Here is a 22,085-nt window from a genome sequence, read left to right on the forward strand (position 1 = left end):
AAAATAAAAGGAACAGTGAGCTTGAACACTGCACGCATGGGACAAATGAAACGCTCGTTTTTGAGCATTGCACTGGCTTCGATGGGCTTGGGACTGGGTGTTGCAGGCCATGCACAAAACCTGAACCTTCAAAGCACAGCGCGGGTGCAAAACAGTCAGGAAGACAAGTTTGCATTGAACTTTGTGAATGCAGACATTGACGCCGTGGTGCGCGCAATTGGTTCGTTCACCAATCAAACATTCGTTGTAGACCCCCGCGTGCGCGGTACGATTTCGCTGGTTTCGCCCCAACCATTGAGCGCGGCCGATGCCAAGAATGCCCTGCTGGCTGCCCTGCGCCTGCAAGGTTTCACGATTGTTGAAAGCGGCGGCATAGCCCGCGTTTTGCCTGAAAACGATGCCAAGGTGCAAGCCGACAGTGTAGACCCCCGCAAAGCCATGAGCCAAAGCGGCAATGCGATCGTGACCCAGGTGTTTCAGCTGAACTACGAATCGGCCACCGCGCTGGTGCCAGTGCTACGCCCTTTGATTGCGCCCAACAACACGATTGCTGCCTACCCCAACAACAACACCTTGGTGATCACCGATTACGCAGACAACCTGCAACGAATCGCCCGCATTATTGCCAGCATTGATGGCCCATATTCAGGCGACCTGGAAGTGGTGCCCCTTGAGCATGCCCTGGCAGTGGATTTGGCCGCCATTCTGGGCCGCATGCTGGATGAAGGCAACAGGGGTACGGGTGCCGCGGTGGATGCGGGTCAACGATTGTCTGTGATGGCCGACCCGCGCACCAACTCGCTGTTGCTGCGTACGCCGAGCAAAGCCCGACTGAATCTGGCGAAGGCCCTGATTGCAAAACTGGACCAACCCACCAAACAACCCGGCAATGTGTGGGTGGTGTACCTGAAAAATGCCGAGGCAGCCAAACTGGCGAAAACGTTGCAGGCTGTGCTCAGCAGCAGCCCGATTTCCGACAACAACAGTTCTTCCGGGCTAAGTTCATTGTCTGGCGGCGGCATTGCTGGTGGATTGGGAGGTGACACCTCCAACACCAACAACAGCACACGCAACATAACCAACGGCAGCGCTGGCCTCGGTGGTTCCAGCAGCCTGGGGTCTTCGCTGGGTGGTGGCACCTCCAGCGGGCAATTGAGTGCCGCTTCGGGCAATGTGGATTTAAACAACGGCGGCATTGTGCAGGCCGACCCATCCACCAATTCGCTGATTATTACCGCACCCGAACCGATTTACCGCAACCTGCGCTCCATCATCGAAAAGCTGGATGTACGCCGCGCACAGGTATTCGTAGAGTCATTGATTGTTGAAGTGTCCACCGACAAAGCTGCCGAGTTTGGCATTCAATTTCAAGGCTTGTCGGGCGTGGGCGCCGACGGTGTACGCGTCATTGGTGGCACCAACTTCAACGACCCAGGTTCTGGCAGCAATATTTTGGGTGCAGCCACCAACCTGGGCTCTGTGGGCCGCGGCCTGAACATTGGTGTGATTGACGGGCAAGTGAACATTCCCGGCATTGGTACCATTTCCAACCTCGGCTTTTTGGCCCGTGCGCTGGAAAGCAAGGCCAACGCCAACATTCTATCTACTCCAAACATTCTGACGCTGGACAATGAAGAAGCCAAAATCGTGATTGGCCAGAACGTGCCTTTCATTACCGGGCAATTCACCAACAGCGGTGGCAACGGTGCAACCGTTAACCCATTCCAGACCATTGAGCGACAGGATGTGGGCCTGACCCTGCGTGTAAAGCCGCAGGTGTCTGAGGGCGGCATCGTCAAGCTGGGTATTTTTCAGGAAGTCAGTTCGGTGGTCGACAGCACCAACGTGTCGGGCATTATTACCAACAAGCGATCCATTGAAAGCAATGTGCTTGTAGAAACAGGCAACATCATTGTGCTGGGTGGATTGGTTGAAGACCGGGTCACCGGCAACGAAGAAAAGGTGCCGGGTTTAGGCGACGTGCCGTTTTTGGGGCAATTTTTCCGCTACGACAACCGCCGTCGCCAGAAAACCAACCTGATGGTATTTTTGCGGCCTGTTGTGGTACGCAACGAGGACCAGGCTCAAAGCATTGTGACCAACCGTTACGACTACATGCGCCAGTTGCAACAGGAAAACCAGCCCGAGAGACGCTTTGGCTTGCCCAATATGGAGGCACCTGTGCTGCCCAGCCGCCGCCCAGCCGATGTGGCACGCCCCAATGCAGTAGCGCCTGCCGCTCAAAACAATGGCGATGCAATCAACCTGACGCCAAGCAACCGAATTCTGGTGATTCCCCGCGCCGGTGAAAGCAGCAGCAATTCGAACGTAGGACCGAACGGCGGACGCATAGTTCGGGGTGAAAATGGCAACGCCGACATGGACTCCAACTTGGGTACAGCGCCCACCGGGGGTAACAAGCCTTGAGCGAATTGCGCTTCAACCCACAAACAGTCGGCCGCCTGCACTACGGTTTTGCCCGGCAAAACCAGGTGCTGTGCCTGGATGCACAAGGTGAATTGTGGCGTTTGGCTTTCAGCCCACGCACGCCCAGCCACGCGCTAATCGAGGCGCAACGCGTTGCGCCCTGCCCCATTGACTGGGTGTTTTGCGAAGACGCCGTGGTACTTGAAAAAACAATCAACCAGGCTTACTCAAACCAGGAAACCAGCGCGGCGGCTGTGGCCGATGAAGTGGCAGGCGACCTGGACCTGGACCAGTTGATGCAAGACATTCCAGCCGTGGAAGACCTGCTGGAAACCGAAGACGACGCACCGATTATTCGAATGATCAACGCCTTGCTGACGCAGGCCAGCCGCGATGGTGCATCAGATATTCACATTGAGGCGTTCGAGACCCACTCAGCGGTGCGATTCCGGGTGGATGGAACGTTACGCGATGTGTTGCAACCCCGCCGTGAATTGCACTCGGCCCTGATTTCACGCATCAAGATCATGGCCAGCCTGGACATTGCAGAAAAACGTTTGCCGCAAGACGGCCGCATTACCCTGCGCATTGGCGGCAAACCAATGGATGTGCGTGTTTCAACCTTGCCCACAGGCCATGGCGAACGTGCGGTGCTGCGTTTGCTGGACAAAGAAGCTGGCAGGCTTGAACTGAGCCGCTTGGGCATGCCCGAGCACACCCTGAAGGAAATGGACCGGCTGTGCAACATGCCACATGGCATTATTTTGGTAACGGGTCCAACGGGGTCGGGCAAAACCACCACGCTTTATGCTGCGTTGTCGCGCATTGATTCTTCCACTACGAATGTAATGACCGTGGAAGACCCGGTGGAATACGATTTGCCTGGCATTAGCCAGACACCAGTGAACGCGAAAATCGACATGACTTTTGCCAAGGCCTTGCGCGCCATTTTGCGCCAAGACCCAGACGTAATCATGATTGGTGAAATCCGCGACCTTGAAACCGCACAAATTGCCGTGCAGGCGTCACTGACGGGGCACTTGGTTTTGGCCACCCTGCACACCAACGATTCCGTGAGTGCTGTTACGCGCTTGGTCGACATGGGCGTTGAACCGTTCTTGTTGTCCTCAAGCCTCTTGGGTGTATTGGCCCAACGCCTGGTACGCCGCCTTTGCCCACATTGCAAAACCAGCACACTGGATGAACAAGGTCACACCCACTGGCATGCCAATGGCTGCGACCAGTGCGGCCACACAGGCTACATAGGCCGTACCGGTGTATACGAACTGTTTACGATTGACGATGAATTGCGCACCATGGTGCACAACGAAAACTCGGAAGCCGAAATGCGCCAGCGCGCGCAGGCCAAGGGCATGAAGAACATGCGGGAAGACGGCCAACGCTGGGTGACCAGTGGCACCACCACGCTGGAAGAACTGCTTCGAGTCACGAGAGACTAAACAAGAGACCAGGCAAACATGGCAGTTTTTCGATACGAGGCATTGAACGCCCAAGGCAAAACAGTGAAAGGCTCGATGGAGGCCGATTCCCCCCGAGCAGCACGCAACCAAATGCGCATGCAGGGCATGACCCCGATTGAAGTGCTGGAGGTGGGCAGCGCGAAAATGACCGGCAAGAAGGCTGGGCGCTTTGACCGGGAACTGAGCAACCGCGAAGTGGTGTTGTTGACACGGCAATTGGCCAGTCTGCTGCAAGCCCGCCTGGCACTGGCCCAAGCCCTGGCTGCGCTGGTTGAGCAGGCTGAGAAACCCTTGATTCGGGAGCGCATCAACAGTATTCGCTCAGAGGTTGTTTCAGGAACACCACTGAGCCAGGCGCTTGCGCAATATCCAAAAGCCTTTCCTGAGATGTACGTGGCCACGGTGGCCGCAGGTGAAAACACCGGTGATTTGGGCGGCGTATTGTCCAAACTGGCCGATGCGCTGGAAGCCCGCCAAGCCCTGCAGCAAAAGGTAAGCGCTGCATTCATTTACCCAGCCATTGTGACCGTGGTCGCATTGATGGTCGTGATCGGCTTGTTGACCTATGTGGTGCCACAGGTGGTGTCGGTGTTTGAAAGCAACAACCAGGCTTTGCCCACACTCACAGTGGTGATGATTGCCTTGTCGGACCTGCTTCGCGACTGGGGATGGTTAATGGCATTGGTGCTGGCGGTGGCGATTTACCTGTTTCGCAATGCGCTGAAAAACAAGGCCTTCAAACTGAAATTCGATGAATTCGTGTTGACCATTCCGGTGGTGGGCCCATTCATTCGCGCAGTGAACACAGCACGCTTGGCCTCGACACTCTCGATATTGGTGGGCAGCGGTGTTCCGATTTTGAAAGCCTTGGCCGCCGCAAACCGCACCTTGGGCAACAGTGCCTTGCAACTGGCCATGGTTGATGTTCAGGAGCGCGTAAAAGAAGGCAGTGGCTTGAGCAAGGCCATGGGAAAAAGCGGTTTGTTTCCCCCGGTGTTGACCCACCTTGTGGCAAGCGGCGAAGCCACAGGGCAACTGGCTGCCATGTTGGAACGTGCCTCAGACAGCCAGCGCACCGAGGTGGAACGCAAAGCGATGTGGCTCACCAGCTTGATGGAACCCATACTTATTTTGGTGATGGGCCTGATCGTGTTATTGATTGTACTGGCGGTGATGATGCCGATTATTGAAGTCAACCAACTGATCCAATGAACATACAAAGCAGAACAGAAGTTGGGCAAAGCACCATCCGCGTGATGCTGGTGGACGATGACGACCGCATTCAGCAAGCGCTGCGCCTGGCCATTGAAACCCACCCTGAGCTGAACCTGGTTGGGCAGGCCTACACATTGAAAGAAGCCATGGCTGTGGTTGAAGAACTGCAACCCGAAGTGGTGCTGGTCGATTTGGGCCTGCCCGATGGCAGTGGGCTGGAGTTGATTGCCCACATTCATCAGCACATGCCCGGTTGCGAGAGCATGGTGCTAACCGTGTTCGGTGATGAATCACATGTGATTTCAAGCATCGAAGCAGGGGCCACGGGCTACCTCACGAAAGACACGCGCACTGCCGACATTCTTGATCGATTGAAACAGCTGCGCGCAGGTGGCTCTCCAATAAGCCCTGTGATTGCCAGGCGGTTGCTGAACCGGTTTCGTGGGGTGCCCACACCCGATCAACTCCCTACCAGCAAAACAGCAGCGAATCACGAATTCACACCTTTGTCCGAACGCGAACAACAGGTGCTGGAAATGGTGGCCAAAGGATTCATGCAAGCTGAAATTGCAGACATTCTGGGAGTGTCCATCAACACCATCAGTACCTACATCAAACGCATTTACAAAAAACTTGCGGTGAATTCCCGCACCAGCGCAGTTCACCGCGCCAATGCCTTGGGATTGATCAATTTAAAAGACTGCTGAAACAATGCCAGGTGCCCAACTGAAGCCCGCGTCAAGCTGGGTACAACGACTTGGCCTTTTTTATGTATTGGCCGTGTGTATCGCATTAAGCGGTGCTGCCCTGCTCTTTTACCAAATTGCCAAGGCCACACCCTCGGATCCCAGCGCCATTGAATTGAGCATGGCGCGCTTTGCGGCCCACACTGATTACCAAGCCGAGCCACCCGCGCACCTGGCAGCAGCCACGGTGGTGTTATTGCCCCACCGAATCGACGACAAGTTGCGTGGTCCCGGCGGTTTTTACTGGTATGAACTTGACTTCACTGTGCTGCCCGACAGCCGCCTCGAAGCGCTGTACATTCCACGCTTTGCCATGAATGCCGAGGTATACCTGAATGGCGAGCGCATAGGCTATTTTGGCCCCATGACAGGCGAATATGCAGAGCGCAACTGGAATCGTCCCCAAATCTTGAACCTGAGTGCCCGGGTTTTGCAGCCTGGCAAAAATACACTGGCCATTCAAGTGCGAGCCTTTCCCGACTATTTGGCGGGCTTGTCTTCAATTTGGCTGGGCTCGGATGAAAACCTGCGCGAGGCCTACCGTTCTCGTTACGAAGTGCAGGTGACCTCGGTTTACCTGAGCACAGCGTTTGTGTTGGGCGCAGGCATTGTATTGACCATTCTGATTGGCATGGGCAAAACACGCAGCGGCCTGTTGATGTTGCTGGCTGCCACCTGTTTTTTGTGGGGCATTCGAAACCTGGCATTTTTGACCACAGTACCACCCGTTGAACATGGGCTGTGGATACAAATTACCCAAGGCGGCTTGCTGGTGTTTGCCAGTGCGATTGTGCTGCTGATTCTGCTGTATTGCCGTGTTCCCAAACACAGGCTTGAATGGAAAATATGGGGTGCCTACACAGCAAGCTTTCCGGTGCTGCTGATGATTAATGAAAACTGGGCACTGCGCCTGGTGGGCTACTACGGCATTCTTGGCTTGTGCATGTACAGCTGGAATGTGTTGCAACTGATGCGCTATGGCAACAGCAAGCAGTCGCTGGCACCGCACGCCTTCGGATTCGGCTTGCTGTGTTACATGGCCTTGAGTGTGTCTGATCTGCTTTTTCTCGCAGGCATTTTGCCCTTCGACGGTTATTTTTTGAACCAGTACATGGGCATTGCCATGTTTCTGGCCATGAGCTACTTTTTGATCGACCGCTACAGCGGTTTGCTGGCTGAGTCGGATCGTTTCAATGAAACACTTCAGAATCGCCTGATGGAGCGGGAGGCCGAACTGGCAGCGCAATACCAGCGCTTGCAAAAAATTGATGAAGACAAGGTGAAAATGGCAGAGCGCCAACGTTTGATGGCCGACATGCACGATGGCTTGGGAGCCCACCTGGTGGCCGCAATTCACCACCTTCAATCCTCCAACTTCAATCGCAAAAACACCTTGAACCTGCTTGAATCGGGCTTGCGGGATTTGCAGCTGACCATCGACTCGCTCGAACAGATTGAACAGGACCTGACTACCTTGCTGGGCGCATTCCGTTACCGAATTGCTGACAACATGCGCAGTGCAGGCATTCGGCTGCATTGGGTGATTGATGAAGACATACCCCCCATTCCCTACCTGGATGCACGCAACTGCCTGCATGTTCTGCGCATTGTTCAGGAAATTTTCACCAACATTTTAAAACACGCCAACGCCAGCGAAGTAAGCCTGCATGTTTCAAGGGGACCAAAATATGTGGGTGTTCATATTCAAGACAACGGCGTAGGATTTGTACTGGAAAGAAGCCAGCACGGCAGGGGTTTGAAAAACCTGAAACAACGTGCGAGCGCTTTGGGGGGCAGCATCGATATTCACGCCGAGGCTGGGCAAGGCACCCGTTTTCTGCTCAAATTACCTTTGGACACCTAAACCGGCAAATCATGAACGCGCGAGATCTTGATCACATTGAAGCCAAGCCAGTCGGCGTGATCTTGGTCGAGGATGAACCCGCCACGCAAGACCACCTGACCCGCGTAATTGACTCCTCCCCTCACATGACATTGCTGGGCGTGGCCAGCACCGTTCAAGACGCCTACTCCCTGTTGTTCATGACCAACCCGAAAGTTGCGCTGATCGATTTGGGTTTGCCCGATTCATCAGGCATTGAGGTGATTGAGTGGCTTAGCAAACACAAACCCGAAACAGAGTGCCTGGTGATTACTGCATTTGGTGATGAAGACCACGTGGTGAGAAGCCTGGAGGCCGGCGCAAGCGGCTACCTGCTGAAAGACTATTCCAACGAAGAATTGATTGAGCACATTCTGGAAGTGGCCAATGGGGGTTCGCCCATTAGCCCATTGATTGCACGCCAGTTGCTGTCAAAAATGCAAATGCCGCGCCCTGTCGATGCCGATTGTGCTCAAAGCAAGGCCGATCAAGATGAATCGCAAAAAGCATGCAGCATTACCGACCGGGAATTGAAGGTGATTCAACAAGTGGCCCGCGGTTTTACAGCGCAGGAAATTGCAGCGCAAATGGGTATTTCAACCCACACGGTGGCAACTCACGTGAAGCGCATTTACAAAAAACTGCACGTGCACAGCAGGTCTGAAGCGGTGTATGAAGCCACCCTTCTGGGGCTGCTTGACCTTTGAACCTGACTCCCGCTGACCGCCTGTTTATTGGGCGTTTCCTGCTTCTTTTTGTGGCGACACTGGTTGTGGCGTTGTTGGGCACATTCAAAGCCCCACTGCCCGCCCTGGGTGACAAGAATTCACATCAGCAAGCCTATCTGTTTCAGCAGGCCAAGGTACTTTTCTCCAATGACCCCACGTTGAGCGCCAGTGATGTGTTGTCACTGAACGCAAAAAAAACCGTGGTACTTCCCGATTCCTGGGACACGACACAACCTTCATTTGAAGGCCAGGGCTGGTATCAAATCGATTTTCGCCTGGACCCCGACAAACCCGTTCCCAACGCGGTATTCATGCCCAGGGCCATCATGAATGCCCATGCATATTTGAATGGTCACTGGATTGGCGGACTGGGCACCCTTGAAGGCGACATTACCCGACACTGGAATTACCCCTACCTGTTCCAGTTTTCGCCCGACCTGCTCACCCCGGGCAACAACACCTTGTTGATTCAGGTGGCGGGTTACAAAAACTACCGAAGTGGGCTGGGAAGGGTGTGGCTGGGACCCAATAGCGCACTTGAACCCATGTATGAATCCTCGTACCGCTGGCAGGTGACCGGGTCGATGCTGGCCACCTTGGTGGCATTTGCCAGTGGTGTATTGCTGCTGTTGTTTGCACGGGTATTTCGGGAACAGGAAGGGTTCTTTTTCTTCAGCCTTGCCGTGATCGTTTTTGCGGTTCGCAACACGGGCTATTTCATGGACTGGATTCCCCTGCCCCACGCGCAGTGGGGCCAGTTGGTACACAGCCTGCATGCCTGGTTTGCCTGCCTGTATGGGCTGTTCCTGATCCGCTACATGAACCTGGGCTGGACCTGGATTCCGAAGGGCCTGCTGGCTTATGCAGTGGCAGTGTCGCTGATCACCTTTGTGGCGGGCAGCGAGCAAATCCTGAATTTCACATTCTGGCTGCTGTTGCCGGTAATTCCGGTGGTGTTTGCTCTCAACGTGCTGCTGCTGAGCCATTCCTGGCGTGCGCGCAACTTTGAAGGCGCCATACTGGGTTGCAGCTCGCTGCTGTTTGTTTTGCTCAGCATTCGTGATTTGGCCACCATGCTGAACCTGCTGCCGATTGAATCCATACTGCTTTCGCAGTACACCGGCATTTTGTTGTTTGTGTCGGCTTGCTGGGTTATTTTCAGGCGCTACCGCGCTTTGTTGCAAGAACTGAAAACATCCAACGATTCACTGAACTCCGAGTTGGCGATTCGTGAACAACAGCTGTTTCGCCAATTCAATTTACTGCGAAAAATTGAGCAGCAACGTGCCCAGGACGATGAACGGCGGCGCATTATGCAAGACATTCACGATGGGGTGGGTTCCAGTTTGGTATCGGCCTTGAACCTGAGCGAAACCAAGCCCTTGAGCCAGGATGAAATGCGCGATGTATTGCAGGAATGCCTGGACGATTTGCGCATGGCAATTGATTCACTCGACCCACAAAGCGACGACCTGCTGGCGCTGTTGGGTAACTTCCGGTGGCGCTATGAACGCCGCTTGAAAGCCAGCGGTGTGACGCTGCTGTGGAGTGTGGCTGACATTCCAAAACTGGAGGGCTACAGCTCTCGCGACTTGTTCGATTTACTGCGAATTGTTCAGGAAATTTTTGCCAACAGCCTGAAACATGCCAAAGCCAGCAAAATTGAATTAAGCGTGCGCTGGGATGAAGCGAATGACAAAGTGCTGCTGAGCATCAGCGACAACGGCGTGGGCATGCCCCACAACACACTGGGGCGCGGGCGTGGTTTGGCGCACATGAAAATTCGGGCCAAAGCCATTCGCATTGAGCTTTACACCGGGCGCAACAGCCAGGAACAAGGTGTTGCGGTGTTTATGGCCATTCCTAGAATTCGTAGAAAATAAGCAAGGCAAATTGATGATTTCGGGGGTCACTTCCCTGAGCACTCAAGCACTTGTTTCCGCATTCAATTTGTTCCACACCGCGCGGCCTGCACGGCTTATGTAAGGCTTGCCAATGCTGCCTGAAATCCACGCGCCGGTTTGCACCAGTTTGTTCAAGTTCAGGCCGGTTTCAATGCCCATGCCCTGCAACAGGTAAACCACATCTTCGGTGGCCACGTTGCCAGTTGCCCCTTTGGCATAAGGGCAACCGCCCAGGCCGGCAATCGAACTGTGAAAAGTGGATACACCCAACTGCAGGGCTGCCAGAATATTGGCCAGGGCTTGACCGTAGGTGTCGTGAAAATGGCCCGCCACATTGTTCAAACCCACGCTGTAACCCACCGCCTCGAACACATGGCTAACCCGCAAGGCAGTGCCCACACCAATGGTGTCGGCCACATCAAATTCTTGCACGCCGATGTCGCGTAGACGCAAGGCCACCTCTGCAGCACTTTGCACCGGCACCTCACCTTGGTATGGGCAACCCAGCGCACATGAAATGGAGCCGCGCAGGTGAATATTGTGGGCTTGGGCCAATGCGGCCACAGGTTTAAAGCGCTCAATGCTTTCTGCAATGGTGCAATTGATATTTTTTTGCGTGAATGCTTCCGAGGCAGCTGTGAACACGACTGCCTCTTGCACGCCTGCTTCAATCGCAGCTTCCATGCCCTTGAGGTTGGGCACCAGGGCCGAGTAGGACACTGTACGATCCTGTATATCGGGCAGGGCTCGAAGGCCAGCCAATACATCCGCGCCATCGGCCATTTGCGGCACCCACTTGGGCGACACAAACGCTGCAGCCTCCAGCCTGTGAATTCCCGCCTCGATCAACTGCTTGCACAGTTCCACCTTGATGGCGGTGGAAATGGGCGTTTTCTCGTTCTGAAGGCCATCGCGTGGGCCAACCTCAACCAGAGTCACCTGCGAAGGAAGTTTGATCATGCTCATTTTGCCGTGTCGTCTTCTGAAAAATGAATCAGCTCGGTGCCCTCAGTCACCTGGTCACCCACCGGGTGCGGAATGGCCTGCACCACACCATCGCAGGGCGAATTCAAGGTGTGTTCCATTTTCATGGCCTCCAGGCCAATCAAAGGCTGACCTTTTTTCACCATGTCACCCACTTTTACAAACACGGCGAACACCTTGCCAGGCATGGGCGCGGCCACACCGTGGGCGTCATGCCCCTGGTCGGCGCGAATGTGGGCCGGGTTTTGCCATTGCAGATTGGTTTGCTCTGCGCCCACATGCACGTGCAGGTTGTCGCCATGCCAAATCAAATCAAATGTGCTGCCAGCATGGGGGCCATTCTCAACAAGCCCTTTCAAACGCGGCAAGCCACTGCGGTCATCTTGCTCGCTCAGGGCAAGTTGCAAAGCCGAGCCAGCACATTGAATATGGGCTTTCTGCCCACGCACCGACACATGTGTGTGCGTGGCCACAGCAATGTCGCGGTTCAACCAGCGGTCTTCCCGCAAAGGGGGCGAGCTGGAGTAAAAACCATCCAGCATGGCGAGCGGGTCTCTCGCGCTGCTTGCATGCGCATGCTGGTGCAACGCCCAACGTGCAAGGCCCGCCAAGGCGTGCAGCGTGTGCGTATCGATGGGGTTATTCACAACGACTGCTCCCATGGTCATCCGGTCAATCAAACCAGTGTCGTAACCACCTGCTGCAAATTCCGGGTGCAGGCACAAACTGCGCAACCAGGCCAGGTTGTTTTTTACGCCGACACAACGCAGCTGTGCCAATGCGTCAGCCAGTTTTTTTAATGCAGCATCGCGTGTGGGTGCCCAGGTAATCAGTTTGCCCACCATGGGGTCGTAATAAGGCGACACGGCCAGGCCAGAGCGCATGGAGGAATCCAATCGAATACCAGCCGTTCGGCCTGCGTGCGTACCGGTGCGAAACTCGATTGCATCGGGTGCTTCCCACAATTCAACGGTACCAATGGCAGGCAAAAACCCCTGCTCCGGGTTTTCGGCATACAAGCGCGCTTCAAACGCATGGCCGTCAATGTGAATGGTTTCCTGGGTCGCAGGCAAAGGCAAACCTGCCGCAATTTCAATTTGCCATTGGACCAGGTCGAACCCGGTGATCATTTCAGTCACCGGGTGCTCCACCTGCAAGCGGGTGTTCATTTCCATGAAATAGAACTCGCCGCGCGCATCCAGCAAAAACTCAACCGTGCCAGCGCCCACATAATTCACGGCCTTGGCCACTTGCACCGCTGTTCGCCCAAAGGCTTCACGCTGTTGCTCAGTGAGCCCGAATGCGGGCGCTTCCTCAATCACTTTTTGGTGGCGGCGCTGTGCCGAGCAATCGCGTTCGAACAGATGCACTACATTGCCGTGGGTGTCGGCAAACACCTGCACTTCCACATGGCGAGGTTGGATAATCTGTTTTTCAAGCATCACCGTGGCGTCGCCAAATGCGTTTTTTGCCTCGCGCTGACAACTTTCAAGTGCGGCTTGCAGATCGCCTGCACTGCTGACAATTCGAATGCCCTTGCCACCACCGCCGGCCACCGCCTTGATCATCAGCGGAAAACCGATTCGGTCAGCTTCAGCCTGCAAGGTAGCGAGCGATTGGTCTGCGCCAAAGTAACCAGGAATGAGCGGTACACCCGCTGGTTGCACGCAGGCCTTGGCCTCGCTTTTGCTGCCCATGATGCGAATGGCTTGCACACCGGGGCCAATGAAGGTGATGTGTTCGTCGGCACAAGCCTGCGCGAAGGCGGCATTCTCGGACAGAAAACCGTAGCCAGGGTGAATGGCCTGCGCACCGGTTTGCCGGGCTGCTGCAATCACTTTGTCGATATTCAGGTAGCTCTGCGCAGCCTCGGGCTCGCCAAGGCACACCGCTTCATTGCATTCCTGCACATGCAGGGCCTGCGCGTCAGCTGTGGAATACACCGCCACGGTTTGAATACCCATGGCTTGCGCGGTGCGGTTGATTCGGCGGGCTATTTCGCCACGGTTGGCAATCAGTATTTTGGTGAACATTGTGTGAATAACCTTTTTAGCCAACCCACTTCGGTTTGCGTTTTTCCATGAAAGCCATCATGCCTTCGGCGGCTTCGGCACTGCCGCGCACTTCAGCAAGTCGAGCAGCCACATCGGCGTGTGTTTCATCGGCGGTGATGTCCATGCGTGATACATCGCGAACGAGTTTTTTGCACGCCGCCATTGCATCGGGGGCGCAACTGTCCAGCTCGGCAAGAATCGATTCCAGCTTCGCATCCAGCGTGTCTGGCGTGGTCAGTTCATGCACCATGCCCAACTCGTACGCTTTCTCAGCCGTGAATGTTTCGCCGGTGATGAAGTAGCGGCGCGCAGCCTGCACACCCATGGCTTGAACCACATAGGGGCTGATGGTGGCGGGTATCAAACCACGCTTGACTTCCGGTAAGCTGAATTTCACATTGTTGCTGGCCACAATAATGTCGCTGGCACTGACCAAACCAGTGGCACCTGCCAGGCACAAGCCGTGCACACGCGCCACCACGGGCTTGGGGCATTCGGCAATGCCGCGAAACAGGCTGGTCAGCGTCAATCCACTTTGCTGGTTGCTGGCCGCCTGCTGCGCCATTTGCATCATGTAACTTAAATCGGCGCCAGAACAAAATGCGTCACCATTCGCAGCCAGCACAATCGCGCGCGTGTCAGGGTCGCTACCCAAACGTTGAAAGGCCTCCACCAGCATGGCAATCATTTCGCCGTTCATGGCGTTTTTAATGTGCGGGCGGTTCAGCGTCAGCCACACGGATTTTCCCTTGCGGGTTTCAATCACGGGTTTTTCATTGGCTTGCTCTGTCATCTTAAGGTCTCCGTTTTTATTCTTGTGCGTATTTACGTTCTGCGCATTTACATCCGCGCTTTTACATTCTGTAGACGCCAAACCTGGTTTCCGGAATCTCGGCATTCAAGCTGGCGGAAATGGCCATGCCCAAAATTCGGCGTGTATCCACCGGGTCAATCAAACCATCATCCCAGAGCCTTGCCGTGGCGTAATAGGGTTGGCTTTGTTCATCGAACTGCTTCAGCGTGGGTGCCTTGAATTCGGCTTCTTCTTCCTTGCTCCAGGTGCCGCCTTTGGCCTCAATCTGGTTGCGCTTCACGGTGGACAACACGCCAGCAGCCTGTTCGCCACCCATCACACTGATTCGCGCATTGGGCCACATCCACATAAAGCGCGGGCTGTACGCACGACCGCACATGCCGTAGTTGCCTGCACCAAAGGAGCCACCGATCACCACTGTGAATTTGGGCACCTTGGCGCAGGCCACTGCCATGACCATTTTTGCACCATGGCGTGCAATGCCTTCGTTTTCTACTTTCTTGCCCACCATAAAACCAGTGATGTTTTGCAAAAACACCAGCGGAATTTTGCGTTGGCAACACAACTCAATAAAGTGAGCGCCTTTCTGCGCTGACTCGGAAAACAAAATGCCGTTGTTGGCCACAATGCCCACAGGCATCCCATACAAACGGGCAAAACCACACACCAGCGTGTTACCAAAGCGGGCTTTGAATTCATCGAATTCGCTGCCGTCGACCATGCGGGCAATGATGTCGCGCACATCGAAAGGCTTTTTTGCATCCACTGGCACAATGCCGTAAATTTCTTCGGCGCTGTACAGGGGCTCTTTGGATTCCGTCAACGCCCACGGGTAGCGTTTTTCGGGTCGTCCCAAATTGGCCACAATGCGGCGTGCAATTTCCAGAGCATGTTGATCGTTCTCGGCCAAGTGGTCGGCCACACCGGAAAGGCGTGTGTGCACATCGGCACCGCCCAGTTCTTCGGCACTGACAATTTCGCCCGTGGCGGCTTGCACCAAAGGTGGGCCACCCAGAAAAATCGTGGCCTGGTTTTTCACGATGATGGCTTCATCGCTCATGGCGGGCACGTACGCACCACCGGCGGTACAGCTACCCATGACCACCGCAATTTGCGCAATGCCTTGCGCGCTCATATTGGCCTGGTTAAAAAAGATACGGCCAAAGTGATCGCGGTCAGGAAACACTTCGTCCTGATTGGGCAGGTTGGCCCCACCAGAATCGACCAGGTAAATACAGGGCAAATTGTTCTCTGCGGCCACTTCCTGCGCGCGCAAATGCTTCTTCACGCTCAAGGGGTAATAGGTGCCGCCTTTTACCGTGGCGTCGTTGCACACAATCATGCAATCCACACCACTGACCCGGCCTATGCCCGCAATGGCACCCGCGCCCGGCGCAGCGCCACCGTACATGGCCCAAGCAGCCAAGGGTGCCAGTTCAAGAAAAGGGGAACCGGGGTCAAGCAAACCCGCCACGCGTTCGCGGGGCAGCAGCTTGCCACGCGCTGTGTGCCGTTCGTTGGCCACTTTGCCACCGCCTTGTGCCACCACCGCCAAATTGGCTTTGAGCTCGTCAACCAGTGTTTTAAGTGCCGCCTGGTTGGCCGCAAAATCGGGGCGGCTTTTCACATTATTGGAGTCGAGAACAGCCATGTTCAGAAAGGCCCCTGCACAACCCAGCGACGCAACTGCTCCATGCGATCCTGGCCCCAGAATGCTTCACCATCCACCACAAAATACGGTGCACCAAACATGCCGGCATCGATAGACTCCTGCACTGCATTTTTCATTTGCTCTTTTACTGCATCGGTTTGGGCGCCTGTAATCAGCGCTGCACCATCCAGTCCAATGGAATCAGCCACCGCCTGCACGGTTGAATCTTCGGTGATGTCCTGCCCATCCACAAAATAGGCTTTGTACAGGGCTCGGGTCAGTTCACCCGCTTTTTCAGGCTGGGTGTTCAGCACCTGCAAAATGGCTCGCGAGGCAGTGGTGGCATTGATCGGGAATTTTTTGGGCCAATTGATTTTCAAGCCATGAAAACGCGCCGTGCGGGCAAAATCTTTCGCAGAATACTTGCCCTTGGCCGGGTTCATCATGGGCGCGGTGTTGCCTGTGCTTTTGAACACGAAGCCCAGCAAGGTGGGCTTGTAATTCACACTGCGCTTACCTGCGGCAGCAATTTCTTCGATTTGCTCGGCGGCCACATAGCTGTAGGGGCTGGTCAGGTCGAAATAGAAATCAATCGTTTGTTTGGTAGTCATGGTGCTATCCGGCTCCAGATTGGGGTTGTTCTGGTGATTCTATCGAACTTAAGCCCGTGTTCGCAGCAACGGCTTGCGCCTTGTCAGGAAAAAAGCCAACCCAGCCATTGGCTGGCCCACGGTTGCTTTGAAACCCAAACAAACACGGCATAGCCGCCCCACCACAACAGCACCACCAGCAAAGCCGCCAGCACCGTGAACACGTAGCCCGCCAGCACCAGCCTTCCATCGCGCACCCGTAAACCAAAGGTGATGCACACCATGGCCGCAGCCGGCAGCACATTGTCGAATGAGGCAAAAGGCACAGGTGCGGCCATGCACAAGCCCGCGAACGCCAAGACCAAGCCATTCACCGGGCGCATGCGCGGATGACTCATGATGAACAGGCGCGGTTTGCTGTGCGGCGCAACCCGGCGGATAAATACCCCCAAAAACCTTTTAAGCACCTGGGCCGCATTCGGTGGCAAACGCTTTTCACCAATTTTTCTGGGAATGGGCACACCAAACCCCAAGGCGTACCCCACGCCCAGCAAAAAAGTAAGGTATCCAAGGCTTGTGGCCACCCCCGGAATGCCAAAAGGCAACAACAAGGGCAAGGCAGCCAAGCCGATCCACGTGAGTTGTTGCTTGGGACTGCGGCCGATGGCATCGGCCACGGTGGCCTGCGCCATATTGTCAGCAAACAGCACCACACGCCGCCATGCATAGGGCAGTTCTTCAAGCTGTCTGTCTTGATCGATCGGGTTGGACAAAGTTGGTAAATTGGGTGATTGGCCAGCTATCTTAGGCGATATTGCGCTTACCCGTGGACTGGTATACCTATTTCGAGCGAAGGGTAAGCCCGATAGACAACATCATCACCTAAGTATCACTCTAGATGATGAAAACGTATTCATCACGGGGGTCTTCATGTTCAAACACACTTGTCTGTTAATTGCCTTGGGTATTGGCGCTGCGCCCATCCAACCCGCCTTCGCAGAACGCTTTGCCGAAGTGCCCCGCCCGATTGATTACTTTGTAAACGGCGAGGAAATCCTCGCGGTGAATACACTTCGCGACGACATTCGCGCCCAAGGCAATTTCCCTTTGGCAAAAGCATTGCTGACCATCGGCCGAGACGATCTGCTGGGCTTGAACCGTGGCCTGGACAGCTTTGACACAGGCACCCTGGAAACTCCCCTGGGCGGCGAATTCGAGGTGGACAAGGAACAGGTGGCGCAATTTCGCACTGCGCGTGCGCAGCGGGCCAGCCGCGGTTTGAATGGCGGGTTTGACACACCATTGGGCGGCAATTTCAGCGATGGCAACATGGAACAGGCAATCCAGTTTCGCAGTGAACGCGCCATGCGCAGCGCGCGTGGTTTGAATCGGCTTGGGTACCGAAGTGGGTTTTAAACGAGGGGATCATCACTTCTGAGTAGCTTTTTGCAGTTGGGGCTTGCACTGATACTCTTTCGTGCTTCCCTGCAAACGCAAGTAAATATTCCAATGAAAAACTTTTGCGATGGCAAATTGCCAAATTGTATTTCGGCTCACTTCAATCTTGAAGAACTCACCAAGACGAATACCGGTGTGTTCAACACTCCGAAAGATCCGAAAGTAATAAGCAACTTGCGCAGGGCAGCAGAGAACATACTAGAACCCGTGCGAAAACACTTCAACCGTAGAGTGATTATTCACAGCGCATACAGAAGCCCAGCAGTTAACAGAGCTGTGGGTGGTTCGAATAATTCACAACACTCCAAAGGCGAGGCGGTTGACTTTCGCGTAGAGGGCCACACTGTTCATGAGGTCGCGAATTGGATCAAGGAAAATTTGAGCTTTGACCAGTTGATTCTCGAACATTATTTACCTGATTCGCCCCAATCCGGCTGGGTGCATTGCTCGTACTCATTCAACAATCGCGGTAGCGTATTGACCAAGTTCAAGGGCTCGCAAATTTACCATCCAGGTATTTTGCTTGCACCACCGCAAAGGGCCGCGAAATGAAAGCATGCTTAATCTCAACGCTGACTACGACTCTGGCGATATGCGCATGCTCCGTCGATACAACTGGAACACAAACTTCTTTTGTTTATGAAAATTTCGTCGGTGAAGGTCGCCCGGAATACGTGGCGATCGGAAACCAGATTGAACTGCGAGTCGCCCCCAACAAGGACTCGGCCATTTCCAACAACGCGATGATTCAAAAAGAAGGGGCACTTTCCTTTGAGAATTCAATTACCCGTGCTTTGAACGCAGGACAAATTGAAGTCATTAGCAGCCAATCCGTGCAGGTCAGAGAGTTTGGTGAAATCGAGGAATTGCCCTCGGACCAGTATTACGACGAATCAATAACATGGGTTGAAAAAAAAATCAGTGCTAGCGACAAACCCAGATTACTGATGTGGATTGCAGAGGGGCACTGCCTTGTAGAGATAGGACAAACCGTCAACGAACTCAAGGAGTGCCCTACAGAATCAAGTGTCGGCTGGAGATTAGTAAATCAACCAGCGACTGAAAGCTGGATTGAAGTGAATATCAACGATTCAAAGGGGTGGGTGAAGGTCGACGGCCAGCAGATCAAAGAGGTATCCCGAATCTTTTAATAGGGAAACGTCTTTGTCTCGCTGACCGTCAAGCCGGAAATCAAGCCGCCTGCTTGGCCTGTGACTTACGACCTGAAGATTTTTTACCAGCGGCTGCGCCTGCTTTCGCAAACTCCAGTACACCGTCTTCAATCTTGCCTTTCTTCAGCACAGGTCGATCGGCCAGGTAGTTGTTCACCACTGTCCAGGGTGCAGCCGGGCCTTGCTTGGGCAAGCGATCAGCAGCGCGCTTCATGTAACCCGCTTCCAGGTCGAACATCGGCGTGTCATCGGCCTCAACACCCTCGGCGTTGGGCACCACGCGGGTGTAGCCATGCTTGTCCATGTGGTTGATCACCCGGCACACAAACTCAGCGGCCAGGTCGGCTTTCAATGTCCATGAGGCATTGGTGTAACCGAACACCATGGCAAAGTTGGGAATGCTGCTCATCATCACGCCCTTGTAGCTCATCACCTCGCCCACGTTCACAGGCGTGCCGTCCACTGTTGCGGTCAAACCACCCAAAATCTGCAAGTCAAGGCCAGTGGCGGTAATGATGATATCGGCTTCCAGAACCTGACCGCTTTTCAGCTTGATGCCATTGCTGACAAATGTGTCGATGTGGTCGGTCACGATGTCAGCCTTGCCTTTTTTCAACACCTTGAACAAATCACCATCGGGCACCACGCACAGGCGCTGGTCCCAAGGGTTGTAGCTGGGGGTAAAGTGCTTCATGTCAAAGGTTTTGCCCATGCGCGCACGGGTTGCCCCCAGCAGCAAACGCTTGATCGCCTGTGGGCGTTCTTTGCTCAACTTAAAAATCAGGCGTTGCAAGCCAATGTTGCGGGCACGGCCAATGTTATACACCCAGGTGTCGGGCATGAACTTTTTCAGCACCACGGAAACCGGATCAACAGATGGAATGGACGCGATGTAAGTAGGTGAACGCTGCAACATGGTCACATGGCTCGCGGTGTCAGCCATGGCAGGCACCAAGGTAATGGCAGTTGCGCCACTGCCAATCACCACCACGCGCTTGCCGGCGTAGTCCAGGTTTTCGGGCCATTGCTGTGGGTGAACCACGGTACCCTTGAAGTTTTTGATGCCCGGAAATTCAGGGCTGTAGCCTTTGTCGTAGTTGTAGTAACCGGTGCAACCCAGCAAGAAATTGCTGGTAAACACCTGCTTCTCGCCGGTTTCCTCGATAACGCCTTCAACAGTCCACTGGTTGGCTTCGGAATCCCAATTGGCAGCAGTCACCTTCAAACCAAACTGAATGTCTTTGGTGACATTGTGTTCTTTGGCGGCTTCGGTCACGTACTCGCGGATTTCCTGGCCATTGGCCAACACTTTCTCGCCTTTCCAGGGCTTGAAGCTGTAACCCAGGGTGAACATGTCAGAGTCAGAACGAATGCCTGGGTAACGGAACAAATCCCAAGTGCCTCCGATGGCTTTGCGACGTTCCAGAATTTTGATGCTTTTGCCCTTGCAGTTCTGCTTGATGTGGCATGCTGCACCAATGCCAGACAGCCCGGCGCCGATAATCAGTACGTCTACGTGTGGATTGTTCATTGTTTTGTCCCCGTGGTTTGACCGTTCATGTGACTTTTTGTATTGTCAGTTGAGAGAATAGTGGCGAGCCGGGTCTGTTGGCTAGTAAGAAATACTCTAAACTGGGCTAACTATTACACAGAGCAAGGGAAAATGGAATTTCTTGAAACGCTGAAACAGCGCCACAGTGTGCGTGCTTTTGACCCCAAACCTGTACCCAGCGAGGTACTGGAACGCCTACTTCAACAGGCTGCACTGTCACCGAGTTGGTCCAATACGCACCCCTACCGAATCGCATTGGCCACAGGCGATGTGCTGGAAAGTTTACGTGCTGAGCTGTATTCAAGATTTCAAGAAACCATCAAACTGCAACGCGGCGGCAAGCTAGCGCAAATTAAAGGACTATTGGCCCGCAGCAAGGGCATTCCCGATGGCGATGTAAAACCTGTGGTGAACTACCCCAAGGATTTGCAGGCTCGCCGGGTAGAGTGTGGCAAAGGCTTGTACGGTGTGTTGGGTGTAGCCCGAAACGACTTGAAAGCCCGCGACCAGGCCATGGCCGAAAACTTCCGCATGTTTGGAGCCCCTGCGGCTGCATTTGTGTTTGTTCACGAGGGCGTGGGTATTTACAGTGCGCTGGACGCCGGCATTTTTCTGCAAAGCCTGATGTTGGCAGCCACGAATGAAGGGTTGGGCACCTGTGCACAAGGTGCGCTGGGCCTGTTCCGCTCGCCTTTGGACAAGCACTTCGACATTCCGAAGCAATACAACTTGCTTTGCGGCGTGGCCATTGGCTATGAATTGGATGCGCCGGTGAACAAGTTTCAGCCCGAGAAAATTGCGGCGAGTGAATTGATGCTGCCCAAGCGCAGGGCGTAAATGCGCGCTGTTTAAAAGCTCAATCGGCTTGGGTTCAGATCTCTCGGAGCTTCTTGATGGCCCATTCGGCTCAGGTTCCGATCTCCAGTTGCGTTCTAATCGCCCATTCGGCTTGGGTTCCGATCTCTCGCCAGAAAACCTGTTGATCCCTTGCTGAGCCTTGCGATGCCTGAGAACGACCCTCCTAAACTGCGGGTCGGGTCCGTTCTCTGTCGCCCATACTGGGCAACACCGGCCCTGCTCGGCACGCAAGGGCAGGTTTTCTTGAAGGCGAGGCGATCGAAACACCGCCGCCAATTGGGCGGAGAACACGGTCGTGAGTTGCCCGGTGAGGGAAATTCGCCAGTGCCGATTGACCATTGAACACAGCTGCGAGTTGCGTGGTGATGGCGAAGCGCTGCTCGGGAGTGCGGGGAGCAGAACTTGCAATGGGTCACACGATGACCAGTCAGAAAACTTGCCGGCTTGGCGCGCCGAGACCAACAATCGCGCCCTGGCGCGAAAGCCAAGACCCGACCGTTACTTTTGGAGGGCTTGGCTTAGTGCAGGCTCAAGCTGACAAGCCGAAATGCCAAGTTTTCGGGCAGCGG

18 protein-coding genes are annotated in these 22,085 nt (G+C 54.6%); 11 read left to right on the forward strand and 7 right to left on the reverse strand.

The genetic code is table 11. The features are described from left to right. Positions 1-15: 15 nt before the first annotated feature. From gspD to B4C79_RS04345, 7 genes are read left to right on the forward strand one after another with little or no spacing between them, the layout of a single operon-like run. The gene (gene gspD / locus B4C79_RS04315) at positions 16-2,427 is read left to right on the forward strand and encodes a type II secretion system secretin GspD (protein WP_291739498.1); all 2,412 of its coding nucleotides are present in this window, start codon (positions 16-18) and stop codon (positions 2,425-2,427) included. After that, positions 2,424-3,887 carry a type II secretion system ATPase GspE gene (gspE, locus tag B4C79_RS04320; RefSeq protein WP_291751281.1) on the forward strand — a complete coding sequence of 488 codons (1,464 nt, stop codon included), beginning with the start codon at positions 2,424-2,426 and terminating at the stop codon, positions 3,885-3,887. Before gspD ends, gspE begins: the two co-directional genes overlap by 4 nt. A gap of 18 nt (positions 3,888-3,905) precedes the next feature. Beyond that, entirely contained in the window at positions 3,906-5,120 is a 1,215-nt protein-coding gene (gspF, locus tag B4C79_RS04325; RefSeq protein ID WP_291742370.1) for a type II secretion system inner membrane protein GspF, read from the forward strand. Next, positions 5,117-5,830, forward strand: a complete 714-nt coding sequence (locus B4C79_RS04330; RefSeq protein ID WP_291742373.1) for a response regulator — start codon at positions 5,117-5,119, stop codon at positions 5,828-5,830. The genes gspF and B4C79_RS04330 overlap by 4 nt, the downstream gene beginning before the upstream one ends. Positions 5,831-5,834: 4 nt before the next feature. Beyond that, the gene (locus B4C79_RS04335) at positions 5,835-7,733 is read left to right on the forward strand and encodes a sensor histidine kinase (RefSeq protein WP_291742375.1); all 1,899 of its coding nucleotides are present in this window, start codon (positions 5,835-5,837) and stop codon (positions 7,731-7,733) included. Positions 7,734-7,744: 11 nt separating this feature from the next. Beyond that, positions 7,745-8,458, forward strand: coding sequence for a response regulator (locus tag B4C79_RS04340; RefSeq protein ID WP_291742378.1), 714 nt, complete (start codon positions 7,745-7,747; stop codon positions 8,456-8,458). Further along, on the forward strand, positions 8,455-10,362 hold the full coding sequence (locus B4C79_RS04345) for a sensor histidine kinase (RefSeq protein ID WP_291751284.1): 1,908 nt from the start codon (positions 8,455-8,457) through the stop codon (positions 10,360-10,362). The genes B4C79_RS04340 and B4C79_RS04345 overlap by 4 nt, the downstream gene beginning before the upstream one ends. Positions 10,363-10,404: 42 nt before the next feature. On the opposite strand, the gene B4C79_RS04350 is transcribed toward B4C79_RS04345, so the two are convergent. The 6 genes from B4C79_RS04350 to B4C79_RS04375 form a co-directional block, all read right to left on the reverse strand. After that, complete coding sequence (locus B4C79_RS04350) at positions 10,405-11,340, reverse strand: hydroxymethylglutaryl-CoA lyase (RefSeq protein ID WP_414673962.1); 936 nt, start codon at positions 11,338-11,340, stop codon at positions 10,405-10,407. A 5-nt stretch (positions 11,341-11,345) separates the two neighbouring features. Continuing rightward, on the reverse strand, positions 11,346-13,400 hold the full coding sequence (locus B4C79_RS04355) for an acetyl/propionyl/methylcrotonyl-CoA carboxylase subunit alpha (RefSeq protein ID WP_291751290.1): 2,055 nt from the start codon (positions 13,398-13,400) through the stop codon (positions 11,346-11,348). Between the two features lie 16 nt (positions 13,401-13,416). Beyond that, the gene (locus B4C79_RS04360) at positions 13,417-14,214 is read right to left on the reverse strand and encodes an enoyl-CoA hydratase-related protein (protein WP_291739204.1); all 798 of its coding nucleotides are present in this window, start codon (positions 14,212-14,214) and stop codon (positions 13,417-13,419) included. A 61-nt stretch (positions 14,215-14,275) separates the two neighbouring features. Continuing rightward, positions 14,276-15,886, reverse strand: a complete 1,611-nt coding sequence (locus B4C79_RS04365; RefSeq protein ID WP_291739203.1) for a carboxyl transferase domain-containing protein — start codon at positions 15,884-15,886, stop codon at positions 14,276-14,278. 2 nt (positions 15,887-15,888) lie between these two features. Beyond that, positions 15,889-16,497: a 2-hydroxychromene-2-carboxylate isomerase gene (locus tag B4C79_RS04370; RefSeq protein ID WP_291739202.1), complete on the reverse strand. Its 609-nt coding sequence runs from the start codon at positions 16,495-16,497 to the stop codon at positions 15,889-15,891. An 83-nt stretch (positions 16,498-16,580) separates the two neighbouring features. Further along, on the reverse strand, positions 16,581-17,249 hold the full coding sequence (locus B4C79_RS04375) for an exopolysaccharide biosynthesis protein (RefSeq protein WP_291739201.1): 669 nt from the start codon (positions 17,247-17,249) through the stop codon (positions 16,581-16,583). 157 nt (positions 17,250-17,406) lie between these two features. On the opposite strand from B4C79_RS04375, the gene B4C79_RS04380 reads away from it, so the two are divergent. From B4C79_RS04380 to B4C79_RS04390, 3 genes are read left to right on the forward strand one after another with little or no spacing between them, the layout of a single operon-like run. Then, the gene (locus B4C79_RS04380; RefSeq protein WP_291739200.1) at positions 17,407-17,892 is read left to right on the forward strand and encodes a hypothetical protein; all 486 of its coding nucleotides are present in this window, start codon (positions 17,407-17,409) and stop codon (positions 17,890-17,892) included. 36 nt (positions 17,893-17,928) lie between these two features. After that, the gene (locus B4C79_RS04385) at positions 17,929-18,486 is read left to right on the forward strand and encodes a D-Ala-D-Ala carboxypeptidase family metallohydrolase (RefSeq protein ID WP_291751300.1); all 558 of its coding nucleotides are present in this window, start codon (positions 17,929-17,931) and stop codon (positions 18,484-18,486) included. Continuing rightward, positions 18,483-19,085, forward strand: a complete 603-nt coding sequence (locus tag B4C79_RS04390; protein ID WP_291742306.1) for a hypothetical protein — start codon at positions 18,483-18,485, stop codon at positions 19,083-19,085. The genes B4C79_RS04385 and B4C79_RS04390 overlap by 4 nt, the downstream gene beginning before the upstream one ends. A 40-nt stretch (positions 19,086-19,125) precedes the next feature. Here the strand turns inward: B4C79_RS04390 and B4C79_RS04395 are convergent, their stop codons facing one another. Then, positions 19,126-20,637 (reverse strand): flavin-containing monooxygenase, encoded by a 1,512-nt coding sequence (locus B4C79_RS04395; RefSeq protein ID WP_291742309.1) that lies wholly within the window; start codon positions 20,635-20,637, stop codon positions 19,126-19,128. Positions 20,638-20,769: 132 nt separating this feature from the next. Between B4C79_RS04395 and B4C79_RS04400 the strand changes: the two genes are divergently transcribed. Further along, entirely contained in the window at positions 20,770-21,495 is a 726-nt protein-coding gene (locus tag B4C79_RS04400; protein WP_291742312.1) for a nitroreductase, read from the forward strand. The last annotated feature ends 590 nt before the right edge of the window (positions 21,496-22,085 follow it).

Origin of the sequence: Limnobacter sp. UBA7229 (genome assembly GCF_002473065.1) — a bacterium.
Lineage (GTDB): Bacteria > Pseudomonadota > Gammaproteobacteria > Burkholderiales > Burkholderiaceae_B > Limnobacter > Limnobacter profundi.